The sequence below is a fragment of the Micromonospora sp. CPCC 206061 genome, from assembly GCF_036906915.1.
Taxonomy (GTDB): domain Bacteria; phylum Actinomycetota; class Actinomycetes; order Mycobacteriales; family Micromonosporaceae; genus Phytohabitans.
Genome location: NZ_JBAKHX010000046.1, coordinates 26,452 through 44,650 on the forward strand (window position 1 = coordinate 26,452; position 18,199 = coordinate 44,650).

20 protein-coding genes and 1 pseudogene are annotated in these 18,199 nt (G+C 70.9%); 7 read left to right on the plus strand and 14 right to left on the minus strand.

From position 1 onward, the window contains the following. Window positions 1–10: 10 nt before the first annotated feature. Together V6V89_RS26355 and V6V89_RS26360 are read right to left on the minus strand one after the other, a co-directional pair. Window positions 11–901: a hypothetical protein gene (locus tag V6V89_RS26355; RefSeq protein WP_334622042.1), complete on the minus strand. Its 891-nt coding sequence runs from the start codon at window positions 899–901 to the stop codon at window positions 11–13. Then, entirely contained in the window at window positions 894–1,409 is a 516-nt protein-coding gene (locus V6V89_RS26360) for a SigE family RNA polymerase sigma factor (protein ID WP_334622043.1), read from the minus strand. The genes V6V89_RS26355 and V6V89_RS26360 overlap by 8 nt, the downstream gene beginning before the upstream one ends. Window positions 1,410–1,600: 191 nt before the next feature. Here V6V89_RS26360 and V6V89_RS41845 point away from each other — a divergent pair. Then, window positions 1,601–1,648: pseudogene (locus V6V89_RS41845) on the plus strand (hypothetical protein); the annotation flags it as partial. Window positions 1,649–1,805: 157 nt separating this feature from the next. Here the strand turns inward: V6V89_RS41845 and V6V89_RS26365 are convergent. The 3 genes from V6V89_RS26365 to V6V89_RS26375 are packed head-to-tail and all read right to left on the minus strand — an operon-like array spanning window position 1,806 to window position 3,189. Then, window positions 1,806–2,093, minus strand: coding sequence for a hypothetical protein (locus V6V89_RS26365; RefSeq protein ID WP_334622044.1), 288 nt, complete (start codon window positions 2,091–2,093; stop codon window positions 1,806–1,808). After that, complete coding sequence (locus V6V89_RS26370) at window positions 2,090–2,695, minus strand: TetR/AcrR family transcriptional regulator (protein ID WP_334622045.1); 606 nt, start codon at window positions 2,693–2,695, stop codon at window positions 2,090–2,092. Before V6V89_RS26370 ends, V6V89_RS26365 begins: the two co-directional genes overlap by 4 nt. Window positions 2,696–2,739: 44 nt before the next feature. Further along, a complete protein-coding gene (locus V6V89_RS26375; protein WP_334622046.1) occupies window positions 2,740–3,189 on the minus strand; it encodes a MarR family winged helix-turn-helix transcriptional regulator in 450 nt (149 codons plus the stop codon). Between the two features lie 72 nt (window positions 3,190–3,261). Here V6V89_RS26375 and V6V89_RS26380 point away from each other — a divergent pair, with 72 nt between their 5' ends. Together V6V89_RS26380 and V6V89_RS26385 are read left to right on the plus strand one after the other, a co-directional pair. Beyond that, window positions 3,262–3,918, plus strand: a complete 657-nt coding sequence (locus tag V6V89_RS26380) for a maleylpyruvate isomerase family mycothiol-dependent enzyme (RefSeq protein ID WP_334622047.1) — start codon at window positions 3,262–3,264, stop codon at window positions 3,916–3,918. 165 nt (window positions 3,919–4,083) lie between these two features. Next, window positions 4,084–5,667, plus strand: a complete 1,584-nt coding sequence (locus tag V6V89_RS26385; RefSeq protein ID WP_334622048.1) for a glycosyltransferase 87 family protein — start codon at window positions 4,084–4,086, stop codon at window positions 5,665–5,667. Between the two features lie 50 nt (window positions 5,668–5,717). Here the strand turns inward: V6V89_RS26385 and V6V89_RS26390 are convergent, their stop codons facing one another. From V6V89_RS26390 to V6V89_RS26420, 7 genes are read right to left on the minus strand one after another with little or no spacing between them, the layout of a single operon-like run. Further along, window positions 5,718–6,764 carry an App1 family protein gene (locus V6V89_RS26390; protein ID WP_334622049.1) on the minus strand — a complete coding sequence of 349 codons (1,047 nt, stop codon included), beginning with the start codon at window positions 6,762–6,764 and terminating at the stop codon, window positions 5,718–5,720. Beyond that, window positions 6,745–7,509, minus strand: coding sequence for an alpha/beta fold hydrolase (locus V6V89_RS26395; RefSeq protein WP_334622050.1), 765 nt, complete (start codon window positions 7,507–7,509; stop codon window positions 6,745–6,747). The genes V6V89_RS26390 and V6V89_RS26395 overlap by 20 nt, the downstream gene beginning before the upstream one ends. A 1-nt stretch (window position 7,510) precedes the next feature. After that, window positions 7,511–9,016 (minus strand): glycoside hydrolase family 43 protein, encoded by a 1,506-nt coding sequence (locus tag V6V89_RS26400; protein ID WP_334622051.1) that lies wholly within the window; start codon window positions 9,014–9,016, stop codon window positions 7,511–7,513. Continuing rightward, window positions 9,013–10,038, minus strand: coding sequence for a hydroxyacid dehydrogenase (locus V6V89_RS26405; protein ID WP_334622052.1), 1,026 nt, complete (start codon window positions 10,036–10,038; stop codon window positions 9,013–9,015). The genes V6V89_RS26400 and V6V89_RS26405 overlap by 4 nt, the downstream gene beginning before the upstream one ends. After that, a complete protein-coding gene (locus tag V6V89_RS26410; protein WP_334622053.1) occupies window positions 10,016–11,563 on the minus strand; it encodes an ABC transporter substrate-binding protein in 1,548 nt (515 codons plus the stop codon). Before V6V89_RS26410 ends, V6V89_RS26405 begins: the two co-directional genes overlap by 23 nt. Before the next feature lie 42 nt (window positions 11,564–11,605). After that, window positions 11,606–12,475 carry a carbohydrate ABC transporter permease gene (locus V6V89_RS26415; RefSeq protein WP_334622054.1) on the minus strand — a complete coding sequence of 290 codons (870 nt, stop codon included), beginning with the start codon at window positions 12,473–12,475 and terminating at the stop codon, window positions 11,606–11,608. Further along, window positions 12,475–13,458, minus strand: a complete 984-nt coding sequence (locus V6V89_RS26420) for an ABC transporter permease subunit (protein WP_334622055.1) — start codon at window positions 13,456–13,458, stop codon at window positions 12,475–12,477. The genes V6V89_RS26415 and V6V89_RS26420 overlap by 1 nt, the downstream gene beginning before the upstream one ends. Window positions 13,459–13,617: 159 nt before the next feature. Here V6V89_RS26420 and V6V89_RS26425 point away from each other — a divergent pair, with 159 nt between their 5' ends. Continuing rightward, on the plus strand, window positions 13,618–14,667 hold the full coding sequence (locus V6V89_RS26425) for a LacI family DNA-binding transcriptional regulator (RefSeq protein ID WP_334622056.1): 1,050 nt from the start codon (window positions 13,618–13,620) through the stop codon (window positions 14,665–14,667). Here the strand turns inward: V6V89_RS26425 and V6V89_RS26430 are convergent. Continuing rightward, entirely contained in the window at window positions 14,664–14,873 is a 210-nt protein-coding gene (locus V6V89_RS26430) for a GrpB family protein (RefSeq protein WP_334622076.1), read from the minus strand. The genes V6V89_RS26425 and V6V89_RS26430 overlap by 4 nt on opposite strands. A gap of 26 nt (window positions 14,874–14,899) precedes the next feature. On the opposite strand from V6V89_RS26430, the gene V6V89_RS26435 reads away from it, so the two are divergent. Continuing rightward, complete coding sequence (locus V6V89_RS26435; RefSeq protein ID WP_334622057.1) at window positions 14,900–15,970, plus strand: winged helix DNA-binding domain-containing protein; 1,071 nt, start codon at window positions 14,900–14,902, stop codon at window positions 15,968–15,970. Between the two features lie 256 nt (window positions 15,971–16,226). Next, window positions 16,227–16,559: a VOC family protein gene (locus V6V89_RS26440; protein ID WP_334622077.1), complete on the plus strand. Its 333-nt coding sequence runs from the start codon at window positions 16,227–16,229 to the stop codon at window positions 16,557–16,559. A gap of 91 nt (window positions 16,560–16,650) precedes the next feature. On the opposite strand, the gene V6V89_RS26445 is transcribed toward V6V89_RS26440, so the two are convergent. Next, window positions 16,651–17,064 (minus strand): HNH endonuclease signature motif containing protein, encoded by a 414-nt coding sequence (locus V6V89_RS26445; RefSeq protein ID WP_334622058.1) that lies wholly within the window; start codon window positions 17,062–17,064, stop codon window positions 16,651–16,653. 226 nt (window positions 17,065–17,290) lie between these two features. Here V6V89_RS26445 and V6V89_RS26450 point away from each other — a divergent pair, with 226 nt between their 5' ends. Then, a complete protein-coding gene (locus tag V6V89_RS26450) occupies window positions 17,291–18,193 on the plus strand; it encodes an aminoglycoside phosphotransferase family protein (RefSeq protein WP_334622059.1) in 903 nt (300 codons plus the stop codon). Window positions 18,194–18,199: the final 6 nt, after the last annotated feature.

An 18,199-nucleotide genomic window follows, 5' to 3' on the forward strand; every position in this document is an offset into this window, starting at 1 on the left:
TCGTTCGACCCTACCGCCCGCCGAGCCAACTGTTCAGCCGGGTCAGCGCCGTCGCGGTGTACCTGCCCACGACGTCGGGATCGGCGGACCAGCCGGCCTCCCAGCCGCGCTCGTAGAGCACCATCACCACGTCACCGACGCGCACCACCGAGATGAGGCGGACGTCGTCGCCCCCGGTGGGGTTGCCGTCCGGGTCGACAGTGGGATAGCGCTTCTCGAACATGAACGAGTCGTCGCCGCGCTTCGTCGCCGACACCATCTTGTACCGGTCGTCGCCGTCCCTCGCGCAGCCGGCCACGACCGAGCGCAGCTGTGCCATGAATTCCTTGGCCGCACTCGCCTTGTACACGGTGATGGTCTCGTTGAACGTACCCTCCGGTGTCGAACCCTCCGTGGGATTGATGTAGTAGGTGACGTGCTTGCTTCGCCGCACCTGAATCTTGGCTTCGCTCTTGTAGGTCGCGCCACACAGTTCGGGTAGGTGCTCGTCGCCGAGCAGGCCGTCGATCATCCCGTCCTGCAGGAAGGCGCTGTCCGGAATGGAGCGCGGTATGGCGCGGCCGGTCGCGCTGGCGCTCGCCTGCGGGTCCACCACGCCGGACGCCGGCGCGGACGCGCTCGGCGAGGCGGCCTGTGTGGGTGGTGTGGCCGGTGGCGGTGTCGGCGACAGCGTCGCGGTGGGCGTGTCGCCGGGCGTCACCGGCGGTCCGGAGTCCGCGCGCAGCAGCCACTGCGTGCCGCCGGTCGCGCCGCCGACCGCGACCGCGGCGGCCGCGACCGCCGCCACGACCCGCATCCGGGTCCGACGGTCGGCGCGGGCGCGCACTTCGGTCGGTGGAGCCAGGTGTACGGTGTCCGCCTCGTCGGCGAGGGCACGGTACGCCCGGTCGAAGTCAGCCATCCCCGCTCCCTTCCCACGTCCCGTTGGCCGCTCCGGCGCCCGCCAGTACCTCGGCGAGCCCGGCCCGGCCGCGCGACAGCCACGACTTGACGGTGCCGACCGCCACGCCGGTCTCCGCGGCGATCTCGGCGACCGGCAGGTCGAACAGATAGCGCAGCGCGAGCGCCTGCCGCTGCGCCACCGGCAACTGCCGCAGGGCGCCCACCACCAGCACGGTGTCCTCGCTGGGTGGCCGCACGGGCTCCGGTGGACCGGCGCGCAGCAGGGTCGCGCGCCAGCGGTTGAGCCGCCGCCACCGGTCTGTGGCCAGCCGCGTCACGACCAGCCGCACCCACGCTTCGGGGCTGGGATGGGTGGCGACGGTCCGCCATCTCTGCCAGGCCCGGGTGTACGCCTCCTGCACGAGATCCTGTGACTCGGCGAGATCGCCGACGACCGCGTACCCGTACCGCATGAGCCGCACCGACGTGCTCCGGTAAAACTCGTCGAAGCTGTGTGTGTCCCGCATTCCCTCCCCGCTCTCACCGCGCCTGACATGGTTACGACCCGCTGGCCGTCCAGGTTGCAGTACGCCACGCCGCACGTAAGGTGCCGGTGAACCGCGGGTCAGGCCGGGGCGCCGCGCTTGACGCAATCATCCGGTTGCAATGGCGTGGTTAGCAACCGAATGATTGCTATACAGGGAAGCTCCGCGGGGAGGTGTCGCGCGAGGAGTGGCTCGCCGCCCGCAGGCAGCTTCTGGCGAAGGAGAAGGAGCTCACCCGGGCTCGTGACCGGGTAAACGCAGACGGCGAGCAGCGTCAGGCCAGACGGGCGTTGAACTCCCGGACACCGCGGGCGGCCGACAGCGACATTGGCACCGCGAAGCCCTGCGCAGCGTGCCGGCGAAGTGTGCCATCCATCCTCAGAGGACGCTCTTCTGGGCGGCGTCGCGGCGGCGCTGGGCGGAGGGCATGTGTGACTGCCAGAGCCACGAGTCGGCCTCCCAGTGGCGCTGGTCCGTCGTGTAGCGGACGACGGAGTACGCGCGGCTGCCGTCGTCGGGGCTGAGGTTGGGGTTGCGCGGCGCGCCCGCGTACGGGCCGGTGTCGGCGCGCGAGAACGCGTCGCCCACACCGCCGAAGAGCTTGTGCCGCCGCAGCCACGCCATTAGCCCCGACCGGCGTTCGGCCCCGCGCGGTTCGTCGCTCATGCCTTCACCGCCGCCGGGAGCGCCAGCGCCAGCAGGTCGGCGGTGACCGTGCCGGTGTCGACGCTGGGGTCGAGGACGCGGCGCAGGGCGAGCCCGCCGCCGAGCGCGCCGAGCACCACGACGAGGCGGGCGAGCGGCACCGCCGGCTGGATGCCGAGCCGCCCGCAGTGCTGTGTCAGCAGGGCGGTGAGCGCGTCGTCGAGGCGGCGTTGCAGATCCGCGAGAGGCTCGGCTTGCCGCGGGTGGCCGGTGACCGCGGCGAGATGCTCCGCGGCAGCCGCCGTCCACCGGGTGGCCTCGCCGTCGGAGACGATGGCGCTGGGGTCGAGCGCCGCGACCAGGTCGTCACGGCTGGTGGCCCGGTCGAGGGCGGCACCCAGCAGCTCCAGGTGCGTTCGCGCGCGGGCCTCCACGATGGACTGCCACAGCCCTTCCTTACCGCCGAAGTGCTTGTAAAGCGCGCCGCGCGTGTAACCCGCCTCGGAGGCGATCTCCTCGACCGTCGCGGCCAGGTAGCCGCGCCGCAGGAAGACCGACCGGCCGGCGACGAGCAGCCGCTCGTGCGTGAGTTCCTGCTGCTGGTGCCGCGTCAGCCGAGCCATCCGCCGCCTACTTTCAGAAACACTGTGTATCTGGATACACGATGTTACTGCATCGCTCGCTGATACGGATCGGTGATCTCGCGTAGGCGGGTGAGTGCCTCGCGTAGCTGGCGCATCCGCTGCTTGCCCAGGTGCGCCTCCCACTCGGCCTCGACCTCCGCGACCACCGCGGCCGCGAGCGGCACGGCCCGTGCCCCGCGCTCGGAGATGCGCACCAGCCTGGCGCGCGCGTCGGTGGGGTCGGGCGCGCGCTCCACGAAGCCGGCGCGCTCCAACTGGTCGACCAGGAAGCCCGCGGACTGCTTGGTGATCTGCGCCTGCTCGGCCAGGTCGGTCAGCCGGCTGCCGCCCGGCGCGATGCGCTGGAAGACCCGCGCCTGGGCCGGGGTGACGTCGCCAAAGCCCGCCTCGGCCATGGCCGCGAAGACGCGACTCTCCATCGCCCGATAGGGGATAAAGAGAAGTAAGCCCAGGTTGAGCGGGGTGTCGTCCACTGATGCTCCTTGACTTTAGTCAGAGTGGCTGATTAAAGTAGTCAGATAATCTTACCAAACTAAGGGCTAGTCATGGACAAGGATGAGAGCTGGCGCGTCATTGCTGAGCAGCGACTCAGCCTCGCCGACCTGCTGGAAAGCCTGACCGTCGACGAGTGGGAAGCACCCTCACTGTGCGACGGGTGGCGGGTGCGTGACGTCGCCGCCCACGTGGCCATGGCCTCGCAGCCGCCGGGCGTGTGGTTCATGATCAAGGAGGGCGTCCGCGCCCACGGCCGCTTCCACCGGCTCAACCACGACGTCGCCGTGCGCCACGCGGCCCGACCCACTGAGCGGCTCGTGGCGGAGCTGCGCGAGTTCGCGCCGTCGCGGGCGCTGCCCGCGGTCACGAACTACCGCAACGCCCTCTTCGACATCCTCGTACACGTGCAGGACATTGCCGTGCCGCTCGGCCGCGACCGGCCGATGCCGACCGGCGCGGCGCTGGCCGGCGCCACGCGCGTCTGGACGATGGGCTGGCCCTTCTGGGCGCGGCGCAGGCTGCGCGGCGTGCGGCTGGTCGCCACCGACACCGCCTGGTCGGCCGGCGAGGGCGCCGAGCTGCGCGGCCCGATCGACGCGCTGTTGCTGCTGCTCACGGGCCGCACGGCCGTCGCGCTGCCGCGCCTCGCAGGCCCGGGGGCTGTGCTGGTTGGCGCTCGCTCCGCTCGCGCGGGCCCTGGGGCCTAGGAGGCGTCGCCTTCCCTCGTCGCTGCGCTCCTCAGTCCAGACGACGCCGGCCCCAAGGCCGTGCTGGTTGGCGCTCGCTCCGCTCGTGCGGGCCCTGGGGCCTAGGAGGCCGCGGTGCCGTGCGGGGGGCGGGCGCGGATCGCCGCCACACGCCATTATGGAGCGGTGAGCTTCGGGGGACGGAAGGCGGCGGTCGCGCTGTGGGCGGTCTTCGCCGCGATAGCGGCGGTGTCCTGCGTGCTGGTGGCGCGGCGCGACACCAAGCTCTCCGACCTGCACATCTACTACGGCGCCATGCGGCACCTGCACGACGGGCGGCCGCTGTACGAGTTCGTGGCGGAAAACGGCGGCCCGTTCACCTACCCGCCCTTCGCCGCCGTCGTGCTCTGGCCGATCGCGCTGGTGCCCGAGGGCCTGCTGCAAGCGGCCTGGCTGGCGGCCACGATCGCGGCGATCGCGGCGATCGGCGTGCTCGTCGGCCGCGTGTGCGGCGGCGGGCGCCCGGTGGTGGTCGCGGCCGTCGCATGTGGACTGCTGCTGTCCGCGCCCGCCCAGAGCAACCTGCGCTTCGGCCAGGTCAGCGTGTTCATCGTGCTGCTGGCCCTGGTCGACGGCATCGGTCTGACACCGGCCCGGCACCGGGGCCTGTTCGTCGGGGTGGCGGCCGCCATCAAGCTCACCCCGCTGCTGTTCGTCGTCTACTTCCTCGTCGCCGGCCGGTATCGTGACGCGGCCCGGGCGGGCGGCGCGTTCGTCGCGTGTGCGGCGGTGGGCGCGCTGCTGCTGCCGTCGGAGAGCATGACGTTCTGGACCGGCACGATGGCCGACACGTCCCGCATCGGCAACCTGGCCTCGCTCGGCAACCAGTCCGTCCAGGGCGCGTTGCTGCGGCTCGGCCTGTCGCCGGAGGCCCTGCCGCTGGTATGGGCCGTGCTCGTCGCCGTCATCTGCGGCATCGCGCTGCTGCGCGCCCGCCAGATCGAGCACAGTGGACACGTGGCGCGCGCGGCCGTCCTGGTGGGCTGCGCGACCGTGGCCGCCTCACCGGTTTCCTGGACGCACCACCAGATCTGGCCGGTGCTCGCCGCGATGCTGCTGATCGCCACCCAGGGCACCGCCCGCCGGGTGGCGGGCGTCGCGCTGCTCACCGCGATGGTGGTCTCGCTCGGCGTGGTGCTGCGCGGGTTCGCGCTGACGCCCGGCATCCAGTTCGCGCTGGAGAACGCGCGCGCCGTCGGCACCGTCGGCGTCTGCGTGCTCGGCTTCGGCGGCGTCGCGGTGGCCGCCGCTACCCATCGCCAGGCCGCGCGCCGCGCGCGCCGCTGGGCGGTCGCCACCGCCGCCGCGACGGCGCTCGCCGTGGTCGCCGTGCAACCGCTGCCCGCGGCCGCCGACCCCACCTTCAAGGCGTACAGCTGGGAGCACACGAGCAATCCGCGATACTTCTACGTGTGCCACGAACGGGCCGGTTGCGCCGACTTCATCGGGCCCCGGGCGATCCGGTTCCTGGTGACGGCGGAGAAGACGAAGGTGCGCGTCAACGGCGTGGTCGACGCGCGGGTGGGCCGGCTGGAGTACCATTCGGCGCCCGGCGGGTCGCCGCGCGACATTCCACTGCTGGCCCTGTACCCGGAACACCGGGTCTTCTCGTTCCGCTCCGCCAGCCTGTCCCACGGCCGCCTGGTCGTGTACGACGTGAGCGGTCGCCCCCTGGTGACCTACACCAGCGAGCTCGCGCCCCCGTCCTAGGCCCTGTCCTGTCGATCATGGCCGGCCATGATCGACAGGACAGGGCCTAGCTAGGCGGGGTTGAGCAGGTCGGTGCCTTCCAGCAGCGACCACAGGCCGGCGCCGTCGGGGGCGGCAAGCCAGCGCTTGCCGGCCTCGTCGGACTCGACGGGTGCGCTGCCGGCATCCGACGGAAGCGAACCTGCCAGCACTGCCTGCGTTGGGGAGAGGTGCCGGATAGCGACCGCGGCCACGTGCTCCGGATGGCTCGCGGCGAAGGTCCGGTAGATCTCCGGGTCGTGCTGGCCGTCGTCGCCGACCAGCAGCCACCGCACCCACGGCAGCTCGCGGGCCAGCCGCTCCAGCGCTGCCAGCTTGTGCTGCTTGCCGCTGCGGAAGAACCGGTCCTTCTGCGGCCCCCAGTCGGTCAGCAGCAGCGGCCCCACCGGGTACAGGTGGCGGGACAGGAACCGGTTCAGGGCCGGCGCGACGTTCCAGGCGCCGGTGGACAGGTACAGCACCGGGGCGCCGGGGTGGGCGGTGACGAGCCGCTCGTACAGGACCGCCATACCGGGGACGGCGGCGCGGGCGTGCTCGTCGAGCACGAACGTGTTCCACCCCGCCAGCAGCGGCCGGGGGAGCCGGGTGACCATGACGGTGTCGTCGATGTCGGAGATCAGCCCGAACCGGACGGCCGGGTCGGCGATCCGCACCGGGGCCTCGATCTCGCCACCTCCGGGCGTGGAGAGCCGCACGCTGCGCCAGCCGGGCTCGAGGTCGGCGTCGACGGTCAGGTCGATGAACCCGCCCCGGTTCGCGTGCGCCTCATATCGCTTGCCGTCGATCTCCACCACGAACGGCGCGTCCTTCGCCGAGACCGTCGTGAAGCTGCGCCACCCGCGGACCTTGCCGGGGCGCTTGCGCGGCGCGCCGCCCGGGCGGGTCACCATGATCCGCCCCATCACCCGCACCCAGCCGGGCGCGCCGTAGCCGGTGTACGGCACGATCGTGCTCTGCCAGCCGCGCCGCCGCAGCCAGCGCTCGATCACGGCGTGCAGCGCGTCCTCGATGCGCGCCGCGCGGTGCAGCACGGGTGCCTCAGCTGGGGATTCCACCACGCCGCCAGCCTCGCACATCGCCTTCCAGGGTGGAGAGCCACCTGGTCAGTAGGGCTGCAAAGGCGGCGGGGCGTTCGAGGTGCAGGAAGTGGCCGGTGCCCGCCCACACCACCACGCGCGAGAGCGGATGCCCGCCGAGCGCGGCCTCCCACGCGGCCGGCTCCGCCAGCGACCGCAGGCACAGCACAGGGCAGGCACGGCGCCGCAGGTAGCGCTCGGCGGCAGGGCGGGCGCCGAACGCGCCCGGGTCGGTGTACATGCCGGCGTAGCACTTCGCGAGCACGTGTCCGGGGGTGGCGAGGAACTGCCGGCGCACGTCGGGCGGCAGGTCGCCGAGATGGCTCACTGCCGCGGCGCCGCCCTCCCGTACCGCCGACAGCCGCTCTTCGAACAGCCGCTCCTCGGCCGCGTCCGCGCCGTACGCCGGGTCGACGACGACCAGCGCGTCGACGGTGCCGGGGTGCTCGACCGCGAGCGCGGTGACGACCTGCGCGCCCATGGAGTGTCCAATCGCGACAACCGGACCCAGGCGCAGGTCGGTGGCCAGCTCCGCGAGGTCGGCGGCCAGGTCCGCCGGACGATACCCCTCATCGGGTACCGGTGAACGCCCGTGCCCGCGCAGGTCGACGGCCACCACCCGGTACCCGGGCAGCGGGATCGGGTCCCACACCCGCGAGTCGCCGCCCCAGCCGTGCACCAGCAGCAGAGGCTGGCCGGTGCCCGAGTCGCGGTAGTGCGGCCGCACGTCAGCCCGCCCGGTACGTCACGGCGTCGAACTCGGCCACCGCGCCCTCGCCGGCCAGGTCGTGCACCCACAGCCCCACGAACGCCCCGGTGAAGCCGAACGACCGCACCAGCCCATCGACGAACTCGTCGGCGTACTCGTCGGAGAGCACGGTCGCGTCCAGCTCGACGGGGACGGTCTGCCAGCCGCCGCCGGTGTCGCTGGCGAACCGCACGACCGGCCCGTCGAACTCGACCCGCAGCGCGACCCGCCCGGGCACCTCGTGGCTGACCCGGTGCGCGGTGCGGGCGCCCTTGTCGCTGACCACCAGCTCAAGCCCGTCGGTGGTCGCGCACAGGAAGTACCAGTTGCGGGAGTTGTAGTACCCGGTGACGCCGGCCGCCTGGTGCACCGAGCCGGGCCGGAACGCCATCGTGGCTTCCAACGCACACCGCAGGTCGGTCACGGGCCGCCCGACGAGGCTGGGAGTGCGGGTGCCGTACGGCGACTGTCCACCATGGATCCGAATGCGCCCGCCGTCGATGGTGAGCCAGTCGGGCGACGCCGGCCGGCGCAGTGTGCTCCACGGCTGATCCTGCGGTGGCCACGGGTGCGGCGGTAGATCGGGAGCCGGCACCTCGACCGCTGGCACACCACCGGCCACGCGCGGCCAGCCGTCGACCCATTCGACACGCTGGATCGCGGTCTCCCGGCCCAGCACGCACCGGCCCCGTTGGGTGTAGGGGCGGGCGGCCAGGTGCGCCATGTACCAGGAGCCGTCCTGGGCCCGCACGAGGCTGCCATGGCCCGCCTTCTGCAGCGCCAGGGTGTGATCGTGCCGGGCGGTCATCGTCGGCCCGTCGGGATCCGGCTCGTACGGCCCGAACAGGTCACGCGAGCGGGCGACGGTCACGCCGTGCTCGTACCCTGTGCCGCCCTCGGCCACCATCAGGTAGTACCAGCCGTCCACCCGGTACAGGTGCGGCCCTTCGACGAGCGGCACCGTGCCCTCGAAGATGGTGCGCGGCGCGCCCACCGGCTTGCCGTGCTCCAGCAGCTGGATATCGATGCCGGAGAACCCGTGCCCCGGCCGCGAGTCGAAGACCATGCCCAGCAGCCACGTCGAGCCGTCGTCGTGGAAGAGCGCCGCGTCGAAGCCCCGCCCCGGCAGCGGCAGCGGGTCCGACCACGGCCCGTCGATCGACGGCGCGGTGACGAGGTAGTTGCGCACGTCCTTGTAGCCGGACGCGTACGTGTCGACCACGCCGTACACGAGGTGGAAGAGCCCGTGCGCGTACGTCAGATCGGGCGCCCATACGCCGCCGGAGTCCGGCACGCCGGCCAGGTCGAGCAGCCGCCGGTCGGTGAGGATGCCGCCCAGCGGCCGCCAGTGCACCAGGTCTCGTGAGTGGTGCAACTGGACGCCCGGACACCATTCGAAGGTGGACGTGGCGATGTAGTAGTCCTCGCCCACCCGCAGGATCGAGGGATCCGGGTGGAACCCCGGGAGCACGGGGTTGCGAATCACGCGGTGTACTCCAGCTCGTGCGGTGCGACCCCGTGCGCGAACGGCAGCCCGGCCACGTACCGGCCGATCTCGTCGACCGCGCAGGCGCCGAGCCGGTGCAGCTCGTTGCCCAGCGCGCCGGCAATGTGCGGGGTCAGCACCGCGTTGGGCAGGTCGTACAGCGGCGAGTCGGCCGGCGGCACCTCCGGGTCGGTCACGTCGATGACCGCGTGAAGGCGGCCGGTGACCAGCTCGCGCACCAGCGCGTCCTGGTCGACCAGCGCGCCGCGCGCGGTGTTGATGAGCGTGGCCCCATCGCGCATGCTGGCCAGCCCGGCCCGGTCGATCATGTGCCGGGTGCTGGGCAGCGACGGCGCGTGCAGGGTCACGATGTCGTTGCCCCGCAACAGGTCGGGCAGGTCGACCAGGCGCACGCCCAGCCGCCTGGCCTCGTCCGTGTCCACGAGGGGATCGTAGAGGCTCACCTCGAAGTCGAACGGGCGCAACAGCTCGATGACCCGCCGCCCGATGCGCGACGCGCCGACCACGCCCACCGTTCGCCGGTACCCGCCGATGCCCGGGTACTCGGTCAGCGCGTCGATGCCCCCGCGCCGCGCCCGGTAGGCCGTCTCCAGCGCCCGCGCGCCCTTCGCGGCCAGGATGACGGCCGCGATCGTGTACTCGGCGACGGGCAGCGCGTTGGCCGCGGCGGCGCTGGAGACGACGACGCCGCGCGCCCAGCAGGCCTCGGTGACGTGCGCCTTGACCGACCCTCCGGTGTGGACGACCGCGGCGAGCCGGGGCGCGGCGTCGAGCACAGCGGCGGTGATGGGCGGGCACTCCCACCCGGTGATCAGGATCTCCGCGTCCGCCAGCGCGGCTGTACCTGCCGCGCTGGCGTCGAAGTCGTCCAGTACCAGGTCGGGTGCGACCGCCACCAGGCTGTGCAACCGGTTCCACAGTGGCCGGTCGAACAACCGTGGCGGCAGGTCGCGCCGCATAGCCAGCACCGCCTGGGGCCTATTGTCCCTTGAGGTACTCATTCGCCTGCTTCTCCATCTCGGCCTGCAGCTTGGCGATGCCGGCCTTGTCGAGCGCCTTCTTGAGCGCGTCGAGTCCCTTGTCGACGTCGACAGCCCCAACGAACAGCGGGTTCGCGTACTGAGTCATCGCCGCGACGACCTGAGCGTCCTCCCGCTTGACCGGCTCCGGGTCGGGAATGAAGCTGGCGAACGGGTCGACGGTGAAGTTGTCGTAGTCCTTCGCCCAGGTGAACCAGGCGTCCTCGGACTCCGTGATGTCCTTGATCTTCAGCTCGAGGTCGGCCCGCCAGCACAGCGCGAAGCCCGGGAACGTGTACTTCGTGACCTGCTCGAACTTGTCAGAGCCGACCGGCCGCCAGTCGGTGCCCTCGACCCCGTACGAGATGAGGTCGTGGTTCGCCTTGACGGACAGCCAGTCTTCCAGCTGCATGGCCTTCTCGTGGCTGCTGCCCTTCGCGTTGAGCACCACGAAATTGTCCGCCTGGAAGGTCTGGTAGGGCTTGGCGGACCTGCCACCGCGGAACGGGACGACGTTGGCCAGTCGCGCCCCCGGTACCGCCGCGGCAAGCGTAGCCACGGACTTGGACGACAGCCCGTCGGTGATGGCCCAGCGCGACGCGTACCGGCCGGCCTCGAACTGGCTGTTCACAGTCGACGTGTCGACGTTGAGCGCGTCCTTGTTGATGATGCCGTCCAGGTAGTAGCGCCGCACCGCGCGCAGCGCGTCAACCATGCCGGGGGCCTCCCAGAAGGGCACGGGGCGCGACGAGCCGGTCTGCTTGGCGTCCAGGGCCATGACGAACGGAAGGGAGTCGCCGGAGAACGCCTGGGCGCTGGGTTGCGGGTTGTCCCAGCTGTACGCGTTGAACAGGCCGACAGGCTGCCCGTTCGAGATCAGCAGGTCGGGCATGTTGGAGTTGACCGCCATCGGGATGACGTTCTTCTCCTTCTGCTTGACGGCGTACCAGAACCTCTCCAGCGTCGCGTAGTCGGCGATCTCGCCGAAGCCGTGCTTCTCCGCGAGGTCCTGCCGGATGTTGAAGTGCTGGATGCGGGCGGCGGCGTTGACCTGCGGGATGCCGTACAGCTTTCCCGACCACTTGTTCTGCTCGATGAGCTTGGGGTCCAGCGTCTTCGACAGGTTCGGGTACTTGCCGCCGGCCAGCAGATCGTCGACCGCGACGAGCGACTTGCTCGCGACGAGCTGGGTCATGCTGAGCCAGCGCGCCTGCAGCGCGGTGTCGAAGCTCTCGCCCGCGGTGAACTTGAGCAGCGTCTGGTTCTTGTAGTTGGCCCAGGCGGTGAACTGCGGGTTGATGGTGAAGCCCAGCTCGGCCTTGAGCTTGGCGTTGACGGCGGCGAGCACGGCGTCCCAGCCGGGCGGCACGTCGCCGGGCAGCAGCACGGTGAGCGAGTCGCCGGACCCGCTGTCGTCCTCGCCGCCGCCGCAGCCGGCGGCGCCGAGGAGGGCCGCGATGGACAGGCCGCCACCGGCGGCGAGCAGTCGGCGTCGGGAAATGGACATGGTGGCCTCCGGGAAGGGTTCGTTTCGAATGCGTGGGGAGACTCAGCCTTTGGTGGCGCCCAGCGTGATGCCTTTGACGAAGTAGCGCTGGGCGAACGGGTAGGCGAGCAGGATGGGGCCGATGGTGACGGCCGTCAGCGCGAGCCGAAGCTGGTAGACCGGCGGGGACTGCCCGGCGCTGGTGGGCAGCATCTGCGAGAACGACACGTTCTGGATCATGTTCTGCAGCAGCAGGGGAAGCGGGTACTTGTGGATGTCGGTGATGAACAGCAGCGCGGTGAACCACTCGTTCCAGTAGTGGACCGCGTAGAACAGGCCGACCACGGCGAGGATCGGCTTCGACAGTGGCAGGACGATCCGGAAGAAGATCCGCCACTCGCCGGCGCCGTCGATACGGGCCGACTCGAGGATCGCCTCGGGCAGCTGGCGGAACGCGCTGACCTGGATGAAGACCAGGAACGGCGCGACCAGCAGGGGCAGGATGACGGCGAAGTAGCTGTTCTGCAGGTGCAGGTACTGCGTGACGAGCAGGTACAGCGGCACGAGGCCACCGCTGAACAGCATCGGGAGGTAGGCGAACACCGCGATCGGCCGGCTGATGCCCGGCAGCCGGCGGGCGATCACCCAGGCGATGCCGGACGTGGCGGCGAGCGACAGCGCGGTGCCGACGACGGTGATGAAGATGCTCGCGAAGTAGGCCTCGAGTACCGTCGGCCCGGTGAAGATCATTTCGTACGCGGCCGTCGAGAACGGCTCGGGAAGCAGGCTGTATCCCGTGGTGGCCAGCTTCGACTCGGCGGTGAACGAGCCCGAGATGATCATCCAAAAGGGGACGACGCACAGCACCATGAAGAAGCCGACGCCGACGACGCTGACGATGGTGAACGGTTCGAGTCTCTTCTTCTTGGTCATCACAGGACGCTGCTCTCCTTGGCGTACCGGCGCTGGATCAGCACCGCGGCCGTGACGAGGATGAAGCCGACGACCGACTGGAAGAGCCCGACCGCCGCGGTGGTGCCGAAGTCGCCGAGCTGCCGCAGCGACCGGAAGACGTACGTGTCGATGACGTCGGTGGTGGGGAAGAGCGTGCCGTTGTCGCCGACGATCGCGTAGATGGTGCCGAAGTCGCCGTAGAAGATCCGGCCGACGCCGAGCACGAGCAGCACGGCCGCGGTCGGCCGCAGCAGCGGGATGGTGATGCGCCAGGCCATCTGCGCGCGGCTGGCGCCGTCGATCGCGCCGGCCTCGTAGACCTCCTCCGGGATCGAGGTGATGGCGGCGAGGAAGATGACGCTGAGGTAGCCGCCCATCTGCCACACCTTGACGACGGTGAGGATCCACGGCCACGGGCCCGGTTCGCTGTACCAGTCCACGGTCGGCAGGCCGAACCCCGCGAGGGCGTCGTTGACGGCGCCGCCCGAGCCGCCGACCCCGGCCAGCAGCACCTGAAGGATGATGCTGATGACGATCGGCGAGACGAAGTACGGGAAGAAGATCGTCGACTGGGCCACTCGCTTGAAGAACCGCCCGCGGATCTCGTTGAGCATCAGCGCCAGCGTGATGCCGGCCGCGAGGGTGGCGGCGAGGAAGAGCGTGTTGAGCAGCAGCGTGTTCAGCAGGATGCGGCCGGCTTCGCCGGAGGAGAAGAAGTAGCGGAAGTTGTCCAGCCCGTTCCACGGGCTGCCGAAGACCCCGTCCGCGACGTTGAACTCCTTGAACGCGACGACCAGGCCCACCATCGGCAGGTACGCGAACACGACGAAGAAGGCGACGGCGGGCAGCGCGAGCAGGCCCACCCAGAGGTTGCCGCGCAGCGGCTTGTGCCGCCGCGCCGGTGCGGCGGGCTTCGGCGTTGACGCCGCCCGCCGTACTTCCCTGGTCTGTAAGGCGCTCATCGTCCGATCCTGTGAGCTAGGCGATAGAAAACGTTCTCTTGGGTGCTCAGGAACCTAGCTCCGGCCGTCCGCTGGTGTCAAGAGTATGAACAGGGTGATGCGGTGGTGACAACGGACCTCTAAGGTGGAGAACGTTTTCATAACGCGACGGGAGTCTTCGTGAGCGACAGGCGCAGCGACCGGGTCACGGTCAAGGACGTGGCGGCCCGCGCGGGGGTGTCACCCGCGACGGTCTCCCGGGTGCTCACGGGTGACTACCCGGTCAACGCCACCACCCGCAGTCGCGTCCAGCGCGCCGTCCGCGAGCTCGACTACGTCGCCAACGCCCAGGCCCGCGCGCTCAAGGGCGCCGGCACCCGGCTGGTCGCGTTCGTCATGGAAGATGTCACCGGACCGTCGTTCGCGTACGTCGCCAAGGGCGTCGAACACCAGGCCACCGCCCACGGCCGGCTCTGCCTCATCTGCACCACCCACGGCGACCCCGCGCGCGAACTCGCCGTCGTCGAGGCCATGCGCGAGCAGCGCGCGGACGCGGTCATCCTGGTCGGTGGCGGGTTCCTCAACGACGAGTACCGCGAACGCATGATCCAGTTCGCGCATGCGCTCGACAAGGCCGGCTCCCGCCTCGTGCTGTGCGGCCGGCCCTCACTCGGCGCCGACGTGCCAACCACGATCGTGGAGTACGACAACGAGGGCGGGGCGTACGCGGTCACCAGCCACCTGCTGTCCCAGGGACACCGGCGGGTCGCGGCGGTCGGCTTCGCCCGGCTCGACCACACCACCAGCCGCGACCGGCTGCGCGGGTTCAACAGGGCGCACCAGGAGTACGGCGTCCCCGCCGACCAGGCGCTCATTCGACCCGGCACGTTCACCGAGGCCGACGGGTACACGGTCACCCGCGCGCTGCTGGCCGAGCGCACGGACGTCACCGGGATCTTCGCCGCCACCGACATGGTCGCCGCCGGCGTCTACCAGGCGCTGCGCGATGCCGGCCTCCGGGTGCCACGGGACGTGTCGGTGGTCGGGTACGACGACATCCCACTCGCGGCCAACCTGTACCCGCCGCTGACCACCGTGCGGGTGCCGACCGAGGAGTTGGGGCGCACCGCCGTGCGGCTCGCCCTCGACCCGGCGCAGAACCAGCAGGTCGTTCTCGGCACCCACGTGGTGGTGCGCGAGTCGGTGGCACCGGTCGTGGTCCGCGCCTAAGAAAGGGTCGCGTACCGGGCTTCGCGTTGGTGTTTGGCCAGGCCGTCATGCGGGAACTGCGCCGCGAGCCGCCGCTTCACCGCCACGTACTGAGCCGCGATGTCCTGGTCGACGCGCAGGTAGTCGCGGAACAACAGGGAAACTGTTCGGTGCGTCGAGGACTCTGCACTCCCAAACCAGCGGCCCGCGACGGGTCCGCTGGTGATCGTTCTCTACGATAACGTTGCTGGTCATGCTCGACGCCCGCGCCCTGAACCGCGCCCTCCTCGCACGCCAGATGCTGCTCAACCGCCACCAGGTGACGGCCGCCGACGCGATCGAACACCTGGTCGGCCTACAGGCGCAGGAGCCGCTCGAGCCGTACGTGGGACTGTGGAGCCGCGTGGCCGGGTTCGAGCCGCGCGAGCTCGTCGACCTGCTCGAAAGCCGGCGCGCCGTACGCACCCTCGTCATGCGCCGCACACTGCACCTGCTGACCGCCCGCGACTGTCTCGTGCTGCGCCCGCTGCTCGACTCGGTGGTGGTAGGGCGGATGTGGACGACGCTGCGCCGCGTGCTGCCCGGCGTCGACCTGGAAGAGCTGGCGAAGGCGGGCCGCCCGCACTTCGAGGAGCAGCCCCGCATGCTGTCGGAGGTGGGACGCGCGCTCGCCGACCGCTGGCCGGGCGTCACCCCGCGCAACCTCGGCGACGCGCTCAGCTCCGTGGTGCCGCTCGTGCAGGTGCCGCCGCGCGGCATCTGGGGCAGTCGCGGATCCGCCTACAACACGACGATCGAGGTGTGGCTGGGCCAGCCGCTTGTCGCCGCGACCCCGGAGGCGCTCGACGCGCTAGTGCTGCGGTACCTGGCCGCGTACGGGCCGGCGGCCAGCGCCGACATCCGCGCCTGGTCCGGCCTGGCCGGACTGCGCGAGTCGGTGCAGCGGCTCCGCCCGCAACTTCGCACGTTTCGCGACACCCGCGGCCGCGAACTGCTCGACGTCCTCGACGGCGCCCTGCCCGACCCGGAGACGCCCGCGCCGCCACGCTTCCTGCCCGCGTTCGACAACGCGGTGCTCGCGTTCGACGACCGCAGCCGCATCATCGACCAGGAACATCGCGGGCTGAGCGTGGCGGGCGCCCGCTTTCTGCTGGTCGACGGCCGGGTCGCGGGCACCTGGACCATCGCGTCCGAGACGCTCCAGATCACGCCGCTGCGCCCGCTGACCGCCGCTGAGCGCGACGCTGTGGTCGTCGAGGGCGAGGCGCTGCTCGCCTTCCACGACCTTCCCGGTGCCCGCGTCGACCTGGCTAGTTCCCCATGATGTTGTCGGCGTGCGCGACTCCCGCGACGACAACACCGGCGACCACGGTCGCCAGGGCGAGCGCGAAGCGCCACGCCTTACCCAAGAGTGTCTTCCCCCGCATGACAAGATCCTCCTGTATCGATAGTGGAATGCCCCGACCGTAACGCCGCGGCTACCGGCGCGGCAGCCCGATGGCCGCAACGGGCCACGATGTCGTACCGGGCGTGCAGAATGCGGGCATGTCCCCGAAGCACAGGCACACCGGCACCACACCATCGACTACATCGAGCTGACGGTCACCGACCTCGACGAGGCCAAACGGTTCTACGCCGAGGCGTTCGGCTGGGAGTTCAACGACTACGGGCCGGGCTACGCCGGCATTCGCGGTGCCGAAGACGAGGTCGGCGGCCTCCGCCTCGACAAGGAGGCGCGGCCAGGCGGCGGCCCGTTGGTGCTGCTCTACTCCACCGACCTCGACCAGTCCGTGGAGGCGGTGCGAAAGGCCGGCGGCGAGGTGGTCAACGGCCCATATGCCTTCCCGGGTGGCCGCCGCTTCCACTTCACCGACCCGAGCGGTAACGAGTTGGGCGCCTGGGCCGAGGCCTGAGATCACCGGAGCGGCGCGGGTTAGACAGCCACGCTCTCGACCCGAGAAACGCTGCCAGCAGGTATCGGGGCCGGAGTGTGCCATCTCCGCCCTATGTTCGTCGGTGGTAGAGGTTGCGGCGGGGTTTGCGTTCGGTGTCCACATAGTGCGGTGGGGTGAATTCGGGTCTGCCGTCTGCGCCGAGCCGGACTTCCCATTCGCGGCGGTGGATGAGTCGGTGGTGGTAGCCGCATAGCAGGACGCCGTTGTGTAGGGCGGTGGTTCCGCCGGTGGTCCAGGCGGTGATGTGGTGGGCGTCGCACCAGCGTGGTGGCCGGTCACAGCCGGGGAACGCGCACCCGCCGTCCCGGGCTCGCGCGAGCTGCAGCGGTGTGCGAAGGCTGTGTTTGGCGCGGTTGTCGGCGGCGCGGGCGCTGCGTTTGGCGTGGTTGTTGGCGGTGTGCGGGCGCTGTGCTGGCGTGGTCCGGTTGGCCGCAATTCCGGCGCGAAGCCTGTCGTCGATCAAGGCAGTTTGTATGGATCAAGGGCGAATGCACGTGGTTTTGAGATCGAATCACGTGCGTTTGCCCTTGATCGACGGGGAGAGGCCCTTGGTCGACGGCAAAGCGACGGCAAGGAGGCCCTTGGTCGACGGGCGTGCGCCGCAGCGGCGCGCGGGTGCTGGGCCGGGATCGGGTGTGTCGGGGGGAAATCCGTTTGGCGGGAGGGGTGCTGGAGGTGATGATCACGGGATGGGTTCTACTCATCCGGACGGCCGTGCCGGTATCGACGCTGCCCTGGTGAAGCGCCTCATCGCGGCGCAGTTCCCGCAGTGGAGCGACCTGCCGGTGACACCTGTCGAGGTCGACGGCTGGGACAACCGCACGTACCGCCTGGGTGACGATATGACGGTGCGCCTGCCCACCGCTGCCGGCTATGTGCCCGCCGTGGCCAAGGAGAACGAATGGTTGCCCCGGCTGGCGCCGTCGCTGCCGGTCGCCGTGCCGCCGGTCCTGGCCATGGGGGCGCCCGGCGAAGGATATCCGTTCCCATGGTCGGTGCGGGGCTGGCTGCCCGGCGAGCCGGCCGACCCGGAGCGGATCGACGACATGTCGGAGTTCGCGCTCTCGGTGGCCGAGTTCGTCCTTGCGCTGCAGCGTTGCGACGCCGCCGGCGGGCCGCCCGGTGGGGAGCACAGCTGGCACCGGGGCGCCTCGCCGGCCTACTACGACGACGAGACACGCCGGTGTCTGGTCGAGCTGGAGGGTCGCGTCGACACGGCGGCTGCCGCCGCCGTCTGGGACGCGGCGCTGGCCGCCGAGTGGCGCGGGGAGCCGGTGTGGTTCCACGGCGATATCGCCTCGGGAAACCTGCTGGTCGTCGACGGGAAGCTGGCAGCGGTTATCGACTTCGGCACCTCGGGCGTCGGCGACCCGGCGTGCGATCTGGTGATCGCGTGGACGATGTTCTCCGGCGACAGCCGGCGCGCGTTTCGCGAGGCGGTCGGCCAGGACGAGGGCGCGTGGGCGCGGGCGCGCGGCTGGGCGCTTTGGAAGGCCATGCTGGTCCTGTCCGGGACCAGGGATCCGCACCAGGGCGCCGTCAACCAGCGGGTCATCGGCGAGGTCCTGGCAGACCACCACCAGTTCGCGTAGGCAACC